16 protein-coding genes are annotated in these 17,966 nt (G+C 73.3%); 6 read left to right on the top strand and 10 right to left on the bottom strand.

Annotated elements, in window-relative coordinates:
- The first annotated feature begins 50 nt into the window (after nt 1-50).
- The gene (locus tag ABME02_RS07710) at nt 51-422 is read left to right on the top strand and encodes a nuclear transport factor 2 family protein (protein WP_353814691.1); all 372 of its coding nucleotides are present in this window, start codon (nt 51-53) and stop codon (nt 420-422) included.
- Between the two features lie 19 nt (nt 423-441).
- Here the strand turns inward: ABME02_RS07710 and ABME02_RS07705 are convergent, their stop codons facing one another.
- From ABME02_RS07705 to mobA, 6 genes are all read right to left on the bottom strand, one after another.
- Nucleotides 442-954 carry an HAD family hydrolase gene (locus tag ABME02_RS07705; protein WP_353814690.1) on the bottom strand — a complete coding sequence of 171 codons (513 nt, stop codon included), beginning with the start codon at nt 952-954 and terminating at the stop codon, nt 442-444.
- Nucleotides 951-1,712: a GntR family transcriptional regulator gene (locus ABME02_RS07700; protein WP_353814689.1), complete on the bottom strand. Its 762-nt coding sequence runs from the start codon at nt 1,710-1,712 to the stop codon at nt 951-953. Before ABME02_RS07700 ends, ABME02_RS07705 begins: the two co-directional genes overlap by 4 nt.
- Before the next feature lie 111 nt (nt 1,713-1,823).
- The gene (locus ABME02_RS07695; protein WP_353814688.1) at nt 1,824-2,255 is read right to left on the bottom strand and encodes a hypothetical protein; all 432 of its coding nucleotides are present in this window, start codon (nt 2,253-2,255) and stop codon (nt 1,824-1,826) included.
- 62 nt (nt 2,256-2,317) lie between these two features.
- On the bottom strand, nt 2,318-3,502 hold the full coding sequence (locus ABME02_RS07690) for a molybdopterin molybdotransferase MoeA (RefSeq protein WP_353814687.1): 1,185 nt from the start codon (nt 3,500-3,502) through the stop codon (nt 2,318-2,320).
- Nucleotides 3,499-3,765 carry a DUF6457 domain-containing protein gene (locus ABME02_RS07685; RefSeq protein WP_353814686.1) on the bottom strand — a complete coding sequence of 89 codons (267 nt, stop codon included), beginning with the start codon at nt 3,763-3,765 and terminating at the stop codon, nt 3,499-3,501. Before ABME02_RS07685 ends, ABME02_RS07690 begins: the two co-directional genes overlap by 4 nt.
- Nucleotides 3,762-4,427 (bottom strand): molybdenum cofactor guanylyltransferase, encoded by a 666-nt coding sequence (mobA, locus tag ABME02_RS07680; protein WP_353814685.1) that lies wholly within the window; start codon nt 4,425-4,427, stop codon nt 3,762-3,764. Before mobA ends, ABME02_RS07685 begins: the two co-directional genes overlap by 4 nt.
- A 51-nt stretch (nt 4,428-4,478) precedes the next feature.
- On the opposite strand from mobA, the gene fdhD reads away from it, so the two are divergent.
- Both fdhD and ABME02_RS07670 read left to right on the top strand, forming a co-directional pair.
- The gene (gene fdhD / locus ABME02_RS07675) at nt 4,479-5,351 is read left to right on the top strand and encodes a formate dehydrogenase accessory sulfurtransferase FdhD (protein WP_353814684.1); all 873 of its coding nucleotides are present in this window, start codon (nt 4,479-4,481) and stop codon (nt 5,349-5,351) included.
- Nucleotides 5,351-7,642, top strand: coding sequence for an FdhF/YdeP family oxidoreductase (locus ABME02_RS07670; RefSeq protein ID WP_353814683.1), 2,292 nt, complete (start codon nt 5,351-5,353; stop codon nt 7,640-7,642). Before fdhD ends, ABME02_RS07670 begins: the two co-directional genes overlap by 1 nt.
- Here ABME02_RS07670 and ABME02_RS07665 read toward each other — a convergent pair.
- The 3 genes from ABME02_RS07665 to yczR form a co-directional block, all read right to left on the bottom strand.
- Entirely contained in the window at nt 7,635-11,357 is a 3,723-nt protein-coding gene (locus ABME02_RS07665; protein ID WP_353814682.1) for an efflux RND transporter permease subunit, read from the bottom strand. The genes ABME02_RS07670 and ABME02_RS07665 overlap by 8 nt on opposite strands.
- A 136-nt stretch (nt 11,358-11,493) precedes the next feature.
- Complete coding sequence (locus ABME02_RS07660; protein ID WP_353814681.1) at nt 11,494-13,197, bottom strand: choice-of-anchor I family protein; 1,704 nt, start codon at nt 13,195-13,197, stop codon at nt 11,494-11,496.
- Nucleotides 13,198-13,290: 93 nt separating this feature from the next.
- The gene (yczR, locus tag ABME02_RS07655) at nt 13,291-14,733 is read right to left on the bottom strand and encodes a MocR-like transcription factor YczR (RefSeq protein ID WP_353814680.1); all 1,443 of its coding nucleotides are present in this window, start codon (nt 14,731-14,733) and stop codon (nt 13,291-13,293) included.
- A 66-nt stretch (nt 14,734-14,799) separates the two neighbouring features.
- Between yczR and yczE the strand changes: the two genes are divergently transcribed.
- A complete protein-coding gene (gene yczE / locus ABME02_RS07650; protein WP_353814679.1) occupies nt 14,800-15,492 on the top strand; it encodes a membrane protein YczE in 693 nt (230 codons plus the stop codon).
- An 88-nt stretch (nt 15,493-15,580) separates the two neighbouring features.
- Here the strand turns inward: yczE and ABME02_RS07645 are convergent, their stop codons facing one another.
- Nucleotides 15,581-16,339: a MerR family transcriptional regulator gene (locus tag ABME02_RS07645; protein WP_353814678.1), complete on the bottom strand. Its 759-nt coding sequence runs from the start codon at nt 16,337-16,339 to the stop codon at nt 15,581-15,583.
- Nucleotides 16,340-16,515: 176 nt separating this feature from the next.
- Between ABME02_RS07645 and ABME02_RS07640 the strand changes: the two genes are divergently transcribed.
- Together ABME02_RS07640 and ABME02_RS07635 are read left to right on the top strand one after the other, a co-directional pair.
- Nucleotides 16,516-17,358, top strand: a complete 843-nt coding sequence (locus tag ABME02_RS07640) for a DUF4097 family beta strand repeat-containing protein (RefSeq protein WP_353814677.1) — start codon at nt 16,516-16,518, stop codon at nt 17,356-17,358.
- Complete coding sequence (locus ABME02_RS07635; protein ID WP_353814676.1) at nt 17,355-17,966, top strand: PadR family transcriptional regulator; 612 nt, start codon at nt 17,355-17,357, stop codon at nt 17,964-17,966. Before ABME02_RS07640 ends, ABME02_RS07635 begins: the two co-directional genes overlap by 4 nt.

The following is a 17,966-nucleotide window of genomic DNA, read 5'->3' as shown; positions in this document are numbered from 1 at the left end:
CGGTTGGCCGCGGTCGGAACGCAGGAGGATCGAGGCGTAGGCTCACGGGCATGGAAGCCGAGTCCATCGCCGTGCTCGTGACCGGAGCCGAACGCCGACTGCTCGAACCCGAGACCCGGCGGGACCCCGCGGCGCTCGAGGACCTGCTCCACGAGTCCTTCCGCGAGATCGGCCGGAGCGGGCGGCTGTGGACGCGGGACGAGCTCATCGACGTCATGACCGGGCCCGACGCGGTCGACGTGCAGTCGGCCGTGGTCACCGGCGAGCACGTCGAGCTCGTGGCACCCGACCTCGCGCTGCTGACCTACACGCTCGACGCCGACGGCATGCGGAGTCGTCGGAGCTCGCTCTGGCGGATCGCCGGCGACCGGCCGCGGATGCTCTTCCACCAGGGCACGCCGCTCGGACCGCACGTGGGCTGAGGCGGGACGCCCCCTCGATTCAGCGCGCCGGAGCCGCGGGAACCGCGAGTGCGACGAGGTCGTTGACGTCGGAGAGGATCGCGTCGTGCACCGCCGACGCGAGCTCCGGCCGACGGGCGGCGCCGCTCAGCACGCCGACGACCCACCCGGCCCCGGCCGAGCGCCCCGCCTCGAGCATCGCGATCGAGTCGCCGGCGACGAGCACCTGGCGCACGTCGAGCGTGCCGGCGAGCTCCATGGCGTGGTGCACCACGAACGGCGCGGGCGGAGCCGATGCCACGTCGTCGACCGCGACGACGGCGTCGACCGTCCGCGGCGCACGCAGGTCGCCGGACACCGACCAGCCGAGGCGCGCGAGCGCGTCGAGCGCCAACCGGTGCTCCCCCTCGCACGCGAGCACGACGCGCACGCCCCGCCGACGCAGCTCGGCGAGCGTCGACTCGACGCCCTTGACGAGCAGCGGCGGCGCCGCGGCATCCGTGGCCCGTCGGACCACCGCACCCTCGTATGCCAGCACGGCCAGCGTGATCATCGCACCGCCTCGGTGGGGTGCGATCGCGTGAGCGGCGTGCGGCGGTCGACCTCGTTCTCGATGGTGAAGGTCGCGAGTTCGGGGCGGTACCGGTCGTCGGCGTAGGCGAGCGGCCGGCGCGCGGAGTCGAAGGTGATCCGGCGCTCGCGGAGGAGCGGGCTGCCGGCGCCGACCTCGAGCGCCTCGGAGTCGAGCGGGTTGGCGGCGACCGCGTCGATCGTGTGCCGCGCCCGGCGCAGGTCGACCCCGCGCGACACGAGGTGCGCGTGCAGCGACCCGCGATCGCTGTCGAGGTCATCGAGCAGGTCGCCGATCTCGGGCGGGAACGAGCTGCGCTCGACCATCGTGGGCACGCCGTCGAGGAGGCGCACGCGCACGACCTGGGTGACCGTCGCGCCCTCGTCGAGCCCGAGGAAGCCGGCCACGGTCGAGGGAGCCGGCCGGGTTCCGGCCTCGAGGGTCCGCTGGCCGGGTTCGCGGCCGATCGCGCGAGCCCACTCGGTGAACGACGTGAACGTCGAGAACGGCTGCGTCGGCACGACGCGTCCGACGAGCGGCGGTCGCCCGCGACCCCCGACGACGTACCCCTCCTCGCGCAGCACGGCGAGCGCCCGGCGCACCGGACCACGGCTCGTCCCGAACTCGCGGCACAGCGCCGCCTCGCTCGGCAGCCGCATGCCCGCGGACCAGTCGCCGCGTCCGATGCGCTCGCGCAGGGTGTCGTGCACCCGCTCGTGGAGCGGCACCTCGGTGGACATGCAACGACCGTACGGAGTCGGCGCGTGCCGCGGGGTGGGCACGGTGCGACGGGAGGGTGAAGCTTCGGTGAACCGCGGACGAACCGCGCCGGCGGCCGCTCCGACCGGGCGTCACCGCACGTCGGGCGTGAGTTCCCTCGCTCGGCGGAGCACCCGGGTGAGCGCGTCGAGGTCGAGTCGATCGAGGCTCGGCACCGCGATCGCGGCAGAGCCGACCTTCACGCGCCCGAGCTCGGATGCGTGCCGTTGGACCAGGTAGCCACCGTCCTCGGCGGCGTTCACGTAGATGCTCAGGTGCTTCGCCTGGTCGGCGAGCCCGACGAGGAACCAGTCGACCGACCCGCCCCTCGGACGGGGCTGGGTGATCGCGCCGTAGCCGATGATGGACTGCTCGGTGCCGCCCCAGAACACGCCCTGCCAGAGCACGCGCTCGAGCCCGGCGAACTCGGCGGCGATGAGGCGATCGAGCTCGCGCATCGCGTCGGCCCGCTCGCCCTCGAGGGCCGCGAGGACGGCGTCGACGTCGCGATCGGTGCGCTCCATGTCCCGATCATCGCACCCGGCGCCGACACGGGGGCGCGCCGACGGAGCCGGGGCGCTCGCGTTCAACCGGACCAAGGCAGCGGCAGCGCCGGCACCGTTCCGCCGGCCGCGACGCCCTCCGGCGGCACGACGAGCACCACGTCCGCGGCCGCGAGGCCGCGCAGCATGCCCGAGCCGAGGTGGGCGACCGGCGTCGCCTCCCCGCCGGCGAGCGTCGCGGGAACGAGGCCCGTCGAGCGCGCACGGCCCGGCAGCGGGCTCGCGGCGACGACGGTGCGGCCCGCGACCTCCGTCCCCGTCCATGCGGAGAGCAGCGGCGCGCCGAGGGCCACGAGGCCGAGCAGCGCCGCGAGGGGGTTGCCGGGCAGGCCCAGCACGAGCCGATCCGGCATCCGCGCGAGCAGCGTCGGGCCGCCGGGCCGGATCGCCACGCCCCGCACGACCAGCTCCGCACCGGAGGCGGCGAGCGCCCCGCGCACGTGATCGGCGCTCGATCGCCCCGTGCCGCCCGTGGTCACGACGAGGTCGACGTCGTCGGCCGCGAGCGCCACCCGAGTCGCCTCCTCGTCGTCGCCGATGCGATGCACCGCGACGACGTCGCCCCCGAGTTCGCGGAGCGCGGCCGGGAGGGCGACGCGGAAGCTGTCGCGCACCCGCCCGGGCCCCGGCACCCCCGACTCGACGACCTCGTCGCCCGTGAGGACGAGCGCGACGCGGACCCGCGCCCGGACGGCGAGGTCGTCGGCCCCGGCCGCCGCGGCGAGTGCGATGCGCGGCGGCGTGAGCACCGTTCCGGCCACGAGGAGCCGATCCCCGATCTCCGCCTCCGCACCGGCCGGGCGCACGTGGCGTCGCGCCTCGACGTCGTGCCGACCCGTTTCGCCGACGGGTTCGAGGATGCCGCCGGCGACCCTGCCGGCCTCGACCCGGAGCACGGCCTCGGTGCCGTCGGGGACCGGGGCGCCCGTCACGATCTCCACGGCCTCGCTCCCGGCGAGCGCGGGCGGCCGGTCGAACGATGCCGCCTGATCCGTGCCGGTCACCCGGAGACGCCATGGCGCAGGCCCGCGCACCGCCCAGCCGTCCATCGCCGCCGACGCGAAGTGGGGCAACCGGATCGGGGTGTCGAGCGACTCGGCGAGCACGCGCCCGAGCGCGTCGCCGAGCGGCACGCGTTCGATCCCCGGCGCGGGCGCGGCCGACCGCGCGAGTTCGCGCGCGTCGTCCCAGGCGACGGGCGGGCTCACGAGCCGGCGAGCCGGCGCAGGCGCTCCAGCACGTCGGCGGCGGCCGACGCGGGATCGGCCCCGGCGGCCGCGGCGACGCCGGCGGCGTAGCCCGCGAGGTACGTCGTGACGGGCGCGGCGGGCCGGACCACCGCGTGCGCGGCGACGCCGGCCACGCCGAGCACCCCGTCGAGGTCGAGGGGTGCGTCCGCGATGTCCAGTTCCGCGCGCACCCGGTCGGCCCACTCGGCCAGCACCAGGTGCAGGTCGTCCCGGTCGCTCATGTCGTCGCTCCCTCCGTCGTGCGGCCCGTCGCGTCGTCACCGCCGGTCGCCCCGTCGCCGCCGCCCGCGCCGCCCGTCGCGCCGGCGGCGCGCGCATCGGCCCACGTGTCCACGTCCATCGTGGCCCGTGCCGGCAGTCGCACGCCGACCAGGCGCAACGCGGCGACCAATCCTCGCATCGACGCGCCCTCGAGCGGCCCTGCTGCGACGATCGCCGCCTCGAGCGCCGGGCGGCGGACGACGCTCGTCAGGTACTGCGCCCGCCCGCCCTCGTCGACCGCCTGCGCGCCGTCGACCGCGGCCGCATCCGCTCCCGCCAGCGCCGCGAGCAGCGGCGCGATCGCCTCGTCGACATGCGGCTGGTCGCCCGCGAGCAGCAGCACCGCGTCGTCGCCGTCCGTGCCGGGCGGCAGGGCCGCGACCCCGGCCGCCACCGCGGCGGCGGGCCCTGAGAACGCCGGTTCCTCCCGCACCACGACCACGCCGGACGGCAACTGCGAGGCACCGACCTCGCCCACCACGACGCGGCCGCGGGCCACCGCGGCGGCGTCGACCACGCGCTCGAGCAGCGTGCGCCCCTCGACCCGGAGGTCGCCCTTCGCGATGCCGCCGAGCCGCTCGGCGCGACCGCCCATGAGGATCACCGCATCGACCACGCCCACGGGTTCACCCTAGATCGCGCGGCGCACGGGGCGGCGTGGTAGGCAGGACGCATGGGCAGGATCACCGCGAGGACGCGGGTCGCACGCATCACCGTCGGGGGCGCGACCTCCCGGCGCGAGGACCACCTCGCGGTCGAGGAGCCGCTCGAGATCCGGGTCGGCGGGCGGCGGCTCGCGGTGACGATGCGCACGCCCGGGCATGACGTCGACCTCGCCACGGGCTTCCTCGTCTCCGAGGGCGTCGTCGCACGGGGCGACCAGGTCGCCGCCGCCATCCACTGCGGCGCGCCGGGCGAGAACACCTACAACGTGCTCGACCTCGGCCTCGCACCGGGCGTGCCCTCCCCGGACGCCTCGACCGAACGCAACTTCACGGTGACGAGCTCGTGCGGCGTCTGCGGCAAGGCGAGCATCGACGCCGTACGGACGCGCTCGGCCTACGACGTGGCCGGCGACGACCTGCGGCTCTCCCCGGAACGGCTCGCGGGCTTCCCCGACCGGATGCGCGCCGGGCAGGCCGTCTTCGAACGCACCGGGGGCCTGCACGCGGCCGCGCTGTTCGACGGGTGGACTGGCGAGTTGCTCGTGCTACGCGAGGACGTGGGGCGCCACAACGCCGTCGACAAGGTCGTCGGCTGGGCCGCCCGCGAGGGGCTGCTGCCGCTCCGCGGCACGGTCCTCCAGGTCTCGGGGCGCGCGAGCTTCGAGCTCGCGCAGAAGGCGACCATGGCCGGCATCCCGGTGCTCGCCGCCGTGTCGGCGCCGTCGTCGCTCGCCGTCGAGCACGCTGCGGCATCCGGTCTCACCCTGGTCGGCTTCCTTCGCGGCGAATCGATGGTCGTGTACGCGGGCGCGGAGCGCATCGACGAGTCGGCGGTCGTCGATCAGCGCTCCGCGGCATCCCCCAGGGCGGAGGCGAGCTGATGGTCGAGCCGGCGCCGGAGGCGTATCCCGACCTCGAGGTCGGCCACCCCAAGGACTGGGCCGTGGGCGTGCCGGGGATCCTGCACTCCATGGAGCCCGCGCTCGCGCGGATGGGGCTCTCGCGCACCGCGCGGCTCGCCCTCGCGATCAACCAGAAGGACGGCTTCGACTGCATGAGCTGCGCGTGGCCCGATCCCAGCCACCGCAACGTGCTCGAGTTCTGCGAGAACGGCATGAAGGCGACGACGTGGGAGGCGACGCCGCTCACCGTGCCCCGCGAGTTCTGGGCCGAGCACTCGCTGACGTCGCTGCAGGGCCGCGGCGAGTACTGGCTCGGCCAACAGGGCCGGCTCACCGAGCCCGTGCACAAGCCCGCGGGGTCCGACCACTACGAGCCGATCTCCTGGGAGGGCGCGTTCCGGATCATCGCCGACCGGTTGAACGCGCTCGACTCCCCCGACCGGGCGGCGTTCTACACGAGCGGGCGGACCTCGAACGAGACCGCGTTCCTCTACCAGCTGTTCGTGCGCGCCTTCGGCACGAACAACCTGCCAGACTGCTCGAACCTCTGCCACGAGTCGACGGGCACGGCCCTGATCTCCACGATCGGCATCGGCAAGTCGACCGTGCACTACGACGACTTCGCGAAGGCCGACCTCGTCATCGTCATGGGGCAGAACCCGGGCACGAACCATCCGCGCATGCTCACCGCCCTCGAGGAGACCAAACGGGCGGGCGGGCGCGTCGTGAGCGTGAACGTGCTGCCCGAGGCCGGACTCATCCGCTACCGGAACCCGCAGAAGGTGCGCGGCATCCTCGGGAAGGGCACGGCGATCGCCGACCGGTTCCTGCAGATCCGCTCGGGCGGCGACATGGCCCTGCTTCAGGCGGTCTCCAGGCGCGTGCTCGACGCCGAGGACGCCGCGCCCGGCACCGTGCTCGACCACGACTTCCTCGACGCGCACACGTCGGGGCTCGAGGCGTTCCGAGCGCACCTCGCCGACCTCGACGAGGCGGCCGTCGCCGCTGCGACCGGCCTCGCGGTCGACGAGATCGACGCGCTCGCGGCCGACTACCTCGCCGCCGACCGCGTCATCATCACGTGGGCGATGGGCCTCACGCAGCAGAAGAAGGCCGTGCCGACGATCCGCGAGATCGTGAACCTCCTGCTGCTGCGCGGCAACATCGGCAGGCCCGGCGCGGGCGCCTCCCCCATCCGCGGGCACAGCAACGTGCAGGGCGACCGCACGATGGGCATCTGGGAGAAGATGCCCGAGCGATTCCTCGCGGCGCTCGAGGCCGAGTTCGGCTTCCCCGTGCCGCGCAGGGAGGGCACCGACGCCGTGCAGGCCGTGCAGGGCCTGCAGCGCGGCGACATCGAGGTCTTCATCGCCATGGGCGGCAACTTCGTCGGCGCGATCTCCGACACGGATGCCGCGGAGCGCGCCATGCGCGGCGCGAGGCTCACGGTCCAGGTCTCGACCAAGCTCAACCGCTCGCACGTCGTCACGGGCGAGGAGGCGATCATCCTGCCGACCCTCGGCCGCACGGAGGTCGACCTGCAGGACGGCCGCCCGCAGTTCGTGTCGGTCGAGGACAGCGTGTGCGCGGTCCACGCGAGCCACGGCGCGATCCCGCCCGTCGCCCCGGGCCTGCTCTCCGAGGTCGCGATCGTGTGCCGGCTCGCCGAGGCGACGCTCGGTGACCGCCACGGCATCCCGTGGCGCGGGTTCGAGCGCGACTACGACCTGATCCGCGACCGCGTCGCGCGCGTGGTGCCCGGATTCGAGTCCTTCAACGACGACGTGCGCCGCGAGGGCGGCTTCATCCTGCCGAACCGCCCGCGCGACGAGCGCCGCTTCGACACGGCCACCGGCCGGGCGATGATCACGGTGAACGAACTCGAGCACCTCGAGCGGCCGCCGGGTCGGCTGATCCTGCAGACCCTTCGCTCGCACGACCAGTTCAACACGACCATCTACAGCCTGGACGACCGCTATCGCGGCATCCGGAAGGGGCGCGACGTGGTGTTCGTGCACCCCGACGACCTGGCCGAGCTCGGCCTCGCCGACGGGCAGCGCGTCGACGTCGTCAGCGAGTGGCCGGGCGAGCCCGACCGGCGCCTGGCGAACCAGCGCCTCGTGGCGTACCCGACGGCGCGCGGCTGCGCCGCCGCGTACTACCCGGAGGCGAACGTGCTGGTGCCGCTCGCCAGCGCCGCCGAGGAGAGCAACACCCCGGTCTCGAAGGCGGTCATCGTGCGGCTCGAGGCGGTGGAGCCGGTCAGCTGACGGGCTTCGGGCCGGCGTCGAGGTCGCCGCTGCCGTCAGGGTCGCCGCCGGCGTCCGGATCGGGACCGGCGTCCGACGCCGAGTCCGTCCGACCGGGGTCGCCGGACGACCCTCCGTCGGCCGGTCGCGCCGTGCCGGAGCCGTCGGCGCCGCGCTCCGGGCGCTCCGCGGCGACGGCCGGTGCACCCCCCGCCATCGCGGGCGCCGGAGTCGGCTCCTCAGTCGCGGCAGCCGCCCTCGCGGCCCGCTTCTCGCGCCGACGCTCGCGCCCGCCCTCGACGAGGTCGTACAGCGACGGCAGCACGAGCAGCGTCAGCACGGTCGACGACAGGAGGCCGCCGATCACGACGAGCGCCAGCGGTTGCGAGATGAAGCCGCCGCTGCCGGTGATGCCCAGCGCGAGCGGCAGGAGCGCGAAGATCGTCGCGAGCGCGGTCATGAGGATGGGTCGGAGACGCCTCGAGGCACCGTGCAGCAGCGCATCGCGCACGGTCATGCCCCGGTCGCGGTACTGGTTCACGAGGTCGATGAGCACGATCGCGTTGGTGACGACGATGCCGACGAGCATGAGCACGCCGACGAGCGACGCCACGCCGAGCGGGATGCCCGTGACGACCTGCAGCAGGATGGCGCCCGTCGCGGCGAACGGCACCGACACGAGCAGCAGCAGCGGCTGCAGCAGCGACCGGAACGTCGCGACCATCACCACGTAGACGATGAGGATCGCCGCGAGGAGCGCGAGCCCGAGCTGCGAGAACGACTCCTGCTGGTCGGCCGTGACGCCGCCGAGCGAGGCCGACGTGCCGTCGGGGAGGTCGACCGCGGCGACCGCGGACTGGACGTCGGCGCTCGCGGTGCCGAGGTCGTCGCCCGCGGGGGTCGCGGCCACGGTCGCGCTGCGCAGTCCCTGCACGGTGGTGACGGATGACGGTCCCTCGACCTGCTCGACCGTGGCGAGCTCGTCGAGGCGCACCGCGCCGGTCGGCGTGGGCACCTCGAGCGCGCGGAGGGCGTCGAGCGAGGACGGCGGCTCATCGGAGGCGAGGTAGATCGTCAGGGTCTGCTCGTCGATCACGATCGATCCGGCCGACTGCGGCTGCATGGCGGCCGACACGACCGTGCCGAGGGCGACCTCGGAGTAGCCCGCCTCGGCAGCCGCGGCGCGGTCGACCTCGATCGCCACGTACGGCTGCGACGCCTCGAGGTTCGACGTGACCTGCGTGAGCGAGTCGAGGCCCGACAGCTCCTCGACCACCGCGTCGGTCGCGGCGCGCAGGTCCGTCTCGTTCGCGGCCGTGATGTCGACATCGATGTCGCTCGACGCGCCGAATCCGCTCTGCGCGGCGAGCGTGATCTCGCCGACGTCGTCGAGGTCGTCGAGCTCGGCCCGCACCTCCTCCTGGAGCGCGAGCTGGTCGGCGTCCTCGTCGGTCGTGACGTTGTAGGCGACGGTGGTCCCGCCGCCGCCGAACGCGGCGAGTGCGCCGCCGCCGGTCGAGGTGCCGATCGAGGCCTGCACCGTCTCGACGCCCTCGACGCCGCGGATGGTCTCCTCGACCGGCTCGGACGCCGCCGCCATGTACTCCAGGCTCGAGCCGACGGGCAGCTCCTGCGTGACCCGGAACGTGTTCTGCCCGCTGTCGCCGAGGAAGTTCGTCTTCATGAACGGCGCGAGCGCGACCGTGCCGCCGAGGATGAGCACGGCGACGACGATGGTCACGGCGGAGTGCTTCAGCGTCCACGAGAGGATCGGCAGGAAGCCCTTCTGCAGGCGCGACGGATGCTCGAGCTCGTCCTGCGGTGGGACCGATCCCGTCGACCTCGCAGGTGCCGAGGAGACGCCGGCCGCCTCGGCGGGAGGAACGGCCGAGGCCGTCGACGGCGCCCGGCGCCCGGTCGGCCCGTCCACGTCGCGCAACTCGGGTGCGAGCCAGACGTCCTCGCTCGAGAGGGCGGACGGCGCACCGGTCGCGCCCGCGGCGGGCTCAGGCGCGACCCGCACCTCGTCGACGAACGCGGCCTCCGCCGCGGCATCCGCCTCGGTCTGGCCCTTGCGCGGCTTCGCGGGCTTCAGGAACCAGTACGCGAGCACCGGCACGATCGTGAGCGACACGAGGAGCGACGCGAGCAGTGCGATCGTCACGGTCAGCGAGAAGGGCCGGAACAGCTCGCCGGTGACGCCCTCGACGAGCGCGATCGGGAGGAACACCGCGACCGTTGTGATCGTGGACGCGGTGATCGCGCCGGCGACCTCGCGCACGGCGTGCACGATGGTCGCGGCCTTGTCGACGCCCGCGACGAGGTGGCGCTTGATGTTCTCGATGACGACGATCGAGTCGTCGACGACGCGGCCGACGGAGATCGTGAGCGCGCCCAGGGTGAGGATGTTCAGCGTGTAGTCGGCGGCCTGGAGGCCGATGAAGGTGATGAGCACCGAGGTCGGGATCGAGATCGCGGTCACGAGCGTCGCCCGCACCGACATCAGGAAGACGAGGATCACGAGCACGGCGAAGACGAGACCGAGCAGTCCCTCGACGGCGAGCGACTCGATCGAGTGCTCGATGTACGGCGCCTGGTCGAACACCACGGTGAACTCGGTGCCGGGGTTCGTCGTGTCGAGCGAGGCCTGCAGGTCGGGCAGCGCCGCGGCGACCGCGTTGGAGACCTCGACGGTGTTGGCCGACGGCAGCTTGGTGATGGAGATCGCGAGCGCCGACTCGCCGTTCACGCGCGAGATGCTCGTCTCGGGGTTCTCGGTGAGCTCGACGGATGCCACGTCGCCGATCGTGACGGCGACGGGCACGGCGACCGTGGCCGTCGTGCCGTCGGATCCGGGGAACCCGGTCGTGCCGTCCGTCGCGCCCGTGCCGTCGGTCCCGTCGGCGCCCGTGCCCGCTCCGGTCCCGTCGGGCACGGTGCCGTCGGGAAGTGCACCGTCCGGCGGCGTCGCGCCGGGCACCGGCTGCTGTTCGGTGGCGCCGACGAGGGGCAGCGCGCTCACGTCGTCGACGCTGCCGAGTCGGGTGCCGGCCTGCACCGCGAAGGTCGAGTCGCCCTCGGTGATCTGGCCCGCGGGGAGCAGCGCGCCGTTCTGCTGGAGCGCGTCGCGGATCGCTTGCGTCGTGAGCCCGTACCGGGCGAGCTCGGCGACGTCGGGCGTGATGACGACGCGCTGCCCCCGGTCGCCGACGAGGGCGGCGTCGCGCACGCCGTCGATGTCGCGCAGCTCGGGCAGGGTCGTCCTGGTGAGCTCGTCGGAGAGCGTGGACACGTCCTCGGCGCCGGTCACGGCGACCGCCAGGACCGGCAGGTCGTCGAAGCTGAACGCGATGACCTGCGGATCGACGTCGTCGGGCAGGGTCGGCGCGATCCGGTTCACCGACGACAGCAGCTTCTGCTCGGCGAACGCGAGGTCGGTGCCGAACGTGAAGCTCGCGACGACGCGCGACACGCCCGTGGAACTCGTGGTCGACGTGGACTCGAGCCCCGTGATGCCCTGGATCGCGGTCTCGATCGGGGTCGAGACATCCGCGTTCACGACGTCGGGCGACGCGCCCGGGTAGGCCGTGATGATCGACAGCTGGGGCAGCTGGATCGACGGCGCCAGCTCCTGCTTCAGCCCGTTCAGCGCGAGGCCGCCGAAGATCGCGACGACGACGGTGATGAGCGCGATGAGGGCGCGGTTGCGCATGCTGAGCTTCGCGAGGACGGACATGGGTTCGATTCTCGCAGCGGACGGCGGCGTCCGGATAACGGGAAGCTGTGAAGCGCGCCCCCAAGCGCGACCCGACGGGGCGGTGGGAACTCGTCCCACCGCCCCGTCGTCTCCTGCTGGGCGCTCGGCGCGTCGACTACGAGGTCGCGGCGATCGCGTACAGCGTCGTGGTGCCCGAGACCTCGTTCGCGACCGCGAGCATCGGCTCGCCGGTCGGGCTCGTCTCGGCGGGGATGAAGGTGAGGCCCTCAGGGCCGAGGTCGCCGGCCGCCGCGAGCAGGTCGACGCCGTCGCCATCGACCGAGACCGAGAAGTCCCTGTTGTTGAAGTAGGTGACGAACGTGGACGCCGCAGGGTCGGTGATGTCGTAGGCGATGACGCCGCCGACGCGCTCGAAGCCGATGAACGCGAAGGTGCGCCCGTCGACCTCGCCGATCGCCAGGCTCTCCGGCTCCGGGCCCTTGTCATCGCTCCGGCCCTCGAGGTTCGACTCGCCGTGGTTGGAGTTGAAGAAGCCCGGCGCGGCCTCGTGCGTGATCCGCTCGAAGTCCTCGCCCGAGTCGAAGACCTGCTCGCCGGCCGTCGTCCAGATCGAGAACGACCTCGACCCGAACGCGTAGAGCTCCTCGTAGCAGCTGCCGTCGGCGCTGAGGCCCATCGCGGTCGAGACGTTCAGCCGCCCGAGGTCGGCGTCGCCGGTGAACCCGGCTGCCGGGCTCGCATCGCAGATCGGGGCCAGGCCGTCGTCGCCGAGGTCCTTCACCCGGGCGTTCTCGACGTAGTCGCCCCACTCGCGGGCGTCGCCCTCGTTCGCCGAGACGAGGTAGGTCTCGCCGGCCGCCCGGTAGGCGACGAGGCCGTCGGGCAGGTACATGCCCTTCAGGCCCTCGAAGGTGCGGATGTCGAAGGTCGGGGCGCCCTGCGGGTCGCGGTCCGACGGGTCGATGCCGTGGCCCGGCTCGGAGTGGTCGACGAACCCGAGCGGCAGGATCTCCTCGACCGTCGCGGCCTCGAGGTCCACGACGGCGAACGCGTTCGCCTCCTGCAGCGCGACGTACGCGGTGTCGCCGTCGACGGCGACGTACTCCGGCTCCAGGTTGCGGGAGACCGGGCGGTCGGCCTCCGGCTGCGGGCCGAACACGCGCACGTCCTCCGGCAGGGTCTTCGAGCCGCCGGCCTCGAACTCGTGGAAGTCCGCGGTGCGGACGTCCGCCTGGGCGGCGGCCGACACCGTGGCCGGGAGTCCGATGACCGAGACCGACCCCTCCGGGTCGGTCGAGAAGTCGTCGGCCGGCTCGCCCTCGTTGGCGACGACCGCGCGCGTGCCGTCCGCAGTGAGGGCGACCATGTCGGGCAGCGAGCCGACCTCGACCGAACCGAGCACGCGGGGCTTCTTCTTCGTGGCGTCGAAGAAGACGACGTGCCCGGGGGCGGTCTTGTCGTCCGCGTCCTCGACCGCGGCGATGCCGAGGCCGTCGGCCCGGATCGCGACCGAGTTGGCGATGCCGCCGCTCGCGACCTCGCCCACCTTCTTCGGCTTCGACGGCTTCGTGACGTCGATGACGTCGATGAGCCCGGCCCGGGCGTTGACGACGTAGAGCCGGCCGTCGAAGGCGGCGACGATCTCCGCGGCCGACTCGTCGAACACCCCGGTCTCGTACGTGCCGACGGGCGAGATGGTCAGTGCGGCACCGTCGGCGACGACCTCGACGGGTGCGTCGACGATGGCGGTGCGGACGGGCAGTGCGGCGGCCGGGGCTGCGGCGAGGCAGCCCGCGACGACGGCGCCCACGAGGATCGGCGCGGCGGCGCGCCGCATGCGAGGTCGGGTGGAGAGCATGGATCACCTTCGGTCTGGGGACACGGGACGGCCCTCACTCTGGTCCCGCCCGGCGAACCTCGGATTGCCGCGAGGTGAACGTTCCGGGCGGGGCTACACGACCGCGGCGAGGACGCTCTGGTCCGGCACGGGCGTGCGCGCGAGCGACCCCCACGCACGGGAGAGCGCGTGCACCGCCGCATCCGTCGTCTCGGCGTCGTAGCAGATCGGCAGGCGGAGGAAGCGCTCGAAGGCGCCGTCGATGCCGAAGCGCGGTCCCGCGGCGACGATGAGGCCCTGCGTGCGTGCGGCGAGCGCGAGCTGCGAGCTGACGGGCGCGCCGAGCCCGACCCACGTCGCGATGCCGCCGTCGACGTGCGGCACGTGCCAGCCGGGGAACGCATCCGCGAGCCGGCGCTCGAGGTGGTCGCGGCCGGCGCGCAGCTGTTCGCGCCGCAGGTCGAGGATGTCGTCCATGCGGGCGAGCAGTCGCGCCACCATGAGCTGCTCGAGGATCGGCGTACCGAGGTCGCCGGGCGAGCGCACGGCCAGGAGCCGGCGTATGAGCGGCCGGTCGGCGCGGATCCAGCCGACCCGGACGCCGCCCCAGACGGTCTTGCCGACCGAGCCGACCATGACGGCCGGGCCGTACGCGGCGAGCGGCTTCAGGTCGAGCCCGCGGTCGATGTCGAGCTCGGCCGTCGTCTCGTCGGCGATGACGACGGTGCCCTGGCGGGCGGCCGCGTCGAGCACGCGTTCGCGCGCCTCGGCGCCGAGCGATCGGCCGGTCGGGTTGTGGAAATCGGGCATGAGGTAGGCCGCGACGGGGTTCGCGTGGCCCATGGCGCGCACGAGGTCGCCGGCCTCGTCGGCGGTGCCGAACCCGTCGGGTCCGACGTCGTGCGGCGCGGTCGCGACGGTGACGAGCCGTGCGCCCGCGGCGCGGAGGGCCTCGTAGGCGTGGGGGTAGGTGGGCGCCTCGATGAGCGCCCGGTCGCCCCGCCCGACGAGCGCGCGGGAGAGCAGCGCGATGGCGTGCTGGGCGCCGAGCGTGACCATGACCTGCTCGGGGTCGGTCGGCAGGCCCCGCGCGGTGTAGCGGTCGGCGATCGCGGCCCGCACGTGCGGGATCCCGATCGGGTCGAACCCGGAGTCGCCGAGGTGCGCAGGGAGGTCCTCGACCGCGTCGCGCGCGATGTCGGCCAGCCAGGGCAGCGCCGGCAGCGCGGCCTTGGAGAAGTCGACGTAGTCGGCGGCGGGCGGGATGGGCAGCACCGCGGGCGCGCCCGGCAGGCGGGCGACGCTTCCCGATCCGCGGATGCTGCGGAGCATCCGCTGGTCGCGGAGTTCGCGGTAGGCCGCGGTGACGGTCGTGCGGCTGAGCCCGAGTCGCTCGGCGAGGTCGCGCTCGGCGGGCAGGCGGGTGTCGACGGGAATGCGGCCGTCGAGGATCAGCAGGCGGATGCGGTCGGCGAGCGCCCGGTAGGCGCTGCCGCCGTCGCCGCGCCAGGCGCCGAGGAGGTTCTCGAGGGCGCGGGCGCTGAGGGTGGCTTCCATGATGCGGGCCACTTTAGGCGAATTGGCTTCTTGCCGAAAGGCCAATTCGAGGATTGGATTGCCATCATGCCGATTCGACTCCCTCGCACCGCCGACTCCGCGCCCGTCTTCGGACGCCGCCTCGTGCAGCTCTTCGGCGGCCTGTACCTCTACGGACTCGGCATCGCGCTCATCGTCCGCGGCGAGCTCGGCGTCGCCCCGTGGGACGTGCTCACGCAGGGCATCGCGAAGCAGACCGGGCTCGGCTTCGGCCTGATCACCGTCATCACGAGCGGCATCGTGCTGCTGCTGTGGATCCCGATCCGCCAGAAGCCCGGGTTCGGCACGCTGATGAACGCGCTGCTCGTCGGGCCGTTCGCCGACCTGTCGCTCTGGATGATCCCGACCGGGCTCGACCTCTGGCTCCGGATCGTCATGCTCTTCGGCGGCATCGTCGTGCTCGCCGCGGCCACCGGCCTCTACATCGGCGCCCACTTCGGCCCCGGCCCGCGCGACGGGCTCATGACGGGCCTGCATCGCCGCACCGGCTGGAAGATCTGGATCGTCCGCACCGGCATCGAGGTCACCGTGCTCGTCACCGGGTTCCTCCTCGGCGGCAACGTCGGCGTCGGCACGCTCGCGTTCGCGCTGCTCATCGGCCCGCTCTGCGGGTGGACGATCCCGCTCTTCGCGGTGCGACGCGGCCCGTCCGTCCGTCGCGGGGCCCGAGGCAGGGACATCCCGCACCCCGCGACGGGCGCGGCGCCCGCGCAGGCCTGACGCCGGTCGGGCCGGATGCCGCGGGGCGCGTGCCCCGCGGCATCCCTCGTCGTCGGCGGCGTCGCCGGAGTCGGAGCCGCGACCGCGCCTACAGGTTCGCCTCCGCGTACACCGCGAGCGCATCGCGCACGAACGTCGCGCCCTGCTCGCCGCCGTAGTTGGCCGCGAAGCGCGGGTCGGCGACGTACATCTCGCCGAGACCCAGCACGTACGCCCTGACGTCACCGCCGGGCGTGCCCGCCGGCGTGCCGGGGATGCCCGTCAGCCACTCCACGTGTCGCTTCGCGAGCGCCTGCGCCTCCGCGGAGTCCGGCGCGACGCCCGACTCCGCGGCCGCGGTCCAGTCGCGGCCAAGCTCGGCCGTCCGCGCCTTCCACGCGGCGCGGCCGTCGACGCCGAGTCCGTTCCACCAGCTGTCGCCTGCGGCGTACGCGTCGCGACCCCAGCGCCCCTCGACTTCCTCGCGGTACTGCGTGTGGTCGAAGCCGTCCAGCATGTCCTTCGCCATGATCTCCTCACCTCCTTCCAATGCCTCGATCGTCCGTTCGACCGACGCGACCTGGCGCGCCAGCCGGTCCTGCTCGTGCCGGAGCCACGCGAGGTGGCCCTCGAGCGCTCGGGCCTCGCCGGTCTGCCCGGCGAGCACGTCGGCGATCGCCGGGAGCCCGAGCCCGAGGTCGCGGAGCAGCAGGATCCGCTGCAGCCGCACGAGCGCGGGGCGGTCGTAGTACCGGTAGCCGTTCCCGCCGATGCGGCTCGGCGGCAGCAGCCCGACGTCGTCGTAGTGGCGGAGCGTTCGGCTCGTCGTGCCGGCGAGCTTCGCGATCTCCTGGATCGACCAGTCCATGGCGGCCTCCTCTCGTGTCTCCCGGATCGTCGTGGTTCCACGGTAGAACTTGACGCAGCGTCAAGGTCAAGCGGATGCTGCGATGCGGTCTCCAGCGCCCGAAACGCGATATATCTTGACTCGCCTCCAAACGCGATATATCGTGATCTCGAATCGACTGCAGAAGGAGCACGCACATGGCCATCGAGAAGTGGGTCGTGAACCCCGGGGAGAGTCGGGTCATCGACCTCGAGCTCGTCCGCAAGCTCAAGGTCAGCCTCATCGGCGGCAAGGTCGACGTCATCGCGCACGACGAACCCGGCGCCCGGGTCGAGGTCTCGAACGTCACCGGCAAGGACCTGATGATCCGGATCGACGGCGACTCGCTCGAGATCGACCACCCGCAGCTGCGGTGGGACAACTTCCTCGAGGTCTTCAAGGGCTTCACCGGCAGCGCCAAGGCCGAGGTGTCGATCCTCGCGCCGCGGCACGTCGCCATGAAGCTCGGCGTCGTCTCGGGCGACGCGCTCGTGTCGGGCTTCGACAACGACGGGAAGTTCAGCTCGGTGTCGGGCGACCTCGTCATCGACAACCACGCGGGCGACGTCGAGTGCTCGAGCGTCTCGGGCGAGGTCTCGGTCGGCGACCACACCGGCAAGGTCACGGCGCACACCGTCTCGGGCGACGTGACGGTCACCGGGGAGGTCGGCTCGTTCAACGTCGACACGGTCTCCGGCGACATGGTGCTCGACGCGAAGGGCACGCCCAGCCGGGTCGACACGAACAGCGTCTCGGGCGACCTCACGCTCCGCTTCGACTCCGGCAGCGGCGCCCGCTACCGCGTCAACACCGTGAGCGGCAAGCTGCTGCTCGACGACACGCAGATCAAGGGCACGCTGGGCAAGGGCTTCGAGCGCGTCACGGGCGAGCTCGAGGGCACGTGGCTCGACCTCGGCGCGAACAGCGTGTCGGGTGACATCTCGGTGATCCGTCGCCAGCCCGCGTCGGCCGGCGCTCCCGCCGACGAGGCATCCGCATGACCCCGCCGGTGTTCGCCCACGGCAACCTGCGCCTCTACCTGCTCGCCCTGCTCGAGGAGCAGCCCCGTCACGGGTACGAACTGATCCAGGCGCTGTCCGACCGCTTCGGCGGCACGTACTCGCCGAGCGCCGGCACGATCTACCCGCGACTCGCCAAGCTCGAGGAGGAGGGACTCGTGACCAAGCGCACCGACGGTCGCAAGTCGGTGTACGAGATCACCGACGCCGGCCGGGCCGAACTCGAGTCCCGTCGGCACGAGCTCGACGCCATCGAGGACGACGTGACCGACTCGATCCGACGTCTCGCCGAGGGCGTCCGCGCCGAGGTCGACTCGGCCATGCGCACGCTCCGGGCGGAGCTCGCGAGCGCGGCCCGCGATGCGCGCAAGGCCGCCACCACCGAGCCGGCGACCCCCCAGCCGACCGCGGAGTCGACGCGTGCGATGCACGAGGCGGACCTCGCCATCACCGAGTTCCGCCAGCAGATCCGGCTGGAGCTGCGCAACCAGGCCAACCGCGGCCGTGTGACCGCCGACACGGTGTCGCTGCTGCGCACCCGGCTCGCCGACGTCCGTACCGAGGTCCTGCAGGAGCTCGCGCAGCGGTGA

This window comes from Agromyces zhanjiangensis (genome assembly GCF_040496055.1).
GTDB lineage: Bacteria > Actinomycetota > Actinomycetes > Actinomycetales > Microbacteriaceae > Agromyces > Agromyces zhanjiangensis.
This window is presented reverse-complemented; position numbering and strand designations above follow the sequence as displayed.

Bases quoted from the DNA above. Each gene is read 5' to 3' on its own strand.
- fdhD (WP_353814684.1), top strand. From the start codon at position 4,479: ATGGGCAGGATCACCGCGAGGACGCGGGTCGCACGCATCACCGTCGGG.
- ABME02_RS07700 (WP_353814689.1), bottom strand. From the start codon at position 1,712: ATGTCCACCGAGGTGCCGCTCCACGAGCGGGTGCACGACACCCTGCGC.
- ABME02_RS07645 (WP_353814678.1), bottom strand. From the start codon at position 16,339: ATGGACTGGTCGATCCAGGAGATCGCGAAGCTCGCCGGCACGACGAGC.
- ABME02_RS07660 (WP_353814681.1), bottom strand. From the start codon at position 13,197: ATGCTCTCCACCCGACCTCGCATGCGGCGCGCCGCCGCGCCGATCCTC.
- yczR (WP_353814680.1), bottom strand. From the start codon at position 14,733: ATGGAAGCCACCCTCAGCGCCCGCGCCCTCGAGAACCTCCTCGGCGCC.
- ABME02_RS07695 (WP_353814688.1), bottom strand. From the start codon at position 2,255: ATGGAGCGCACCGATCGCGACGTCGACGCCGTCCTCGCGGCCCTCGAG.
- ABME02_RS07710 (WP_353814691.1), top strand. From the start codon at position 51: ATGGAAGCCGAGTCCATCGCCGTGCTCGTGACCGGAGCCGAACGCCGA.
- ABME02_RS07640 (WP_353814677.1), top strand. From the start codon at position 16,516: ATGGCCATCGAGAAGTGGGTCGTGAACCCCGGGGAGAGTCGGGTCATC.
- ABME02_RS07670 (WP_353814683.1), top strand. From the start codon at position 5,351: ATGGTCGAGCCGGCGCCGGAGGCGTATCCCGACCTCGAGGTCGGCCAC.
- yczE (WP_353814679.1), top strand. From the start codon at position 14,800: ATGCCGATTCGACTCCCTCGCACCGCCGACTCCGCGCCCGTCTTCGGA.
- ABME02_RS07665 (WP_353814682.1), bottom strand. From the start codon at position 11,357: ATGTCCGTCCTCGCGAAGCTCAGCATGCGCAACCGCGCCCTCATCGCG.
- ABME02_RS07685 (WP_353814686.1), bottom strand. From the start codon at position 3,765: ATGAGCGACCGGGACGACCTGCACCTGGTGCTGGCCGAGTGGGCCGAC.
- ABME02_RS07635 (WP_353814676.1), top strand. From the start codon at position 17,355: ATGACCCCGCCGGTGTTCGCCCACGGCAACCTGCGCCTCTACCTGCTC.
- ABME02_RS07705 (WP_353814690.1), bottom strand. From the start codon at position 954: ATGATCACGCTGGCCGTGCTGGCATACGAGGGTGCGGTGGTCCGACGG.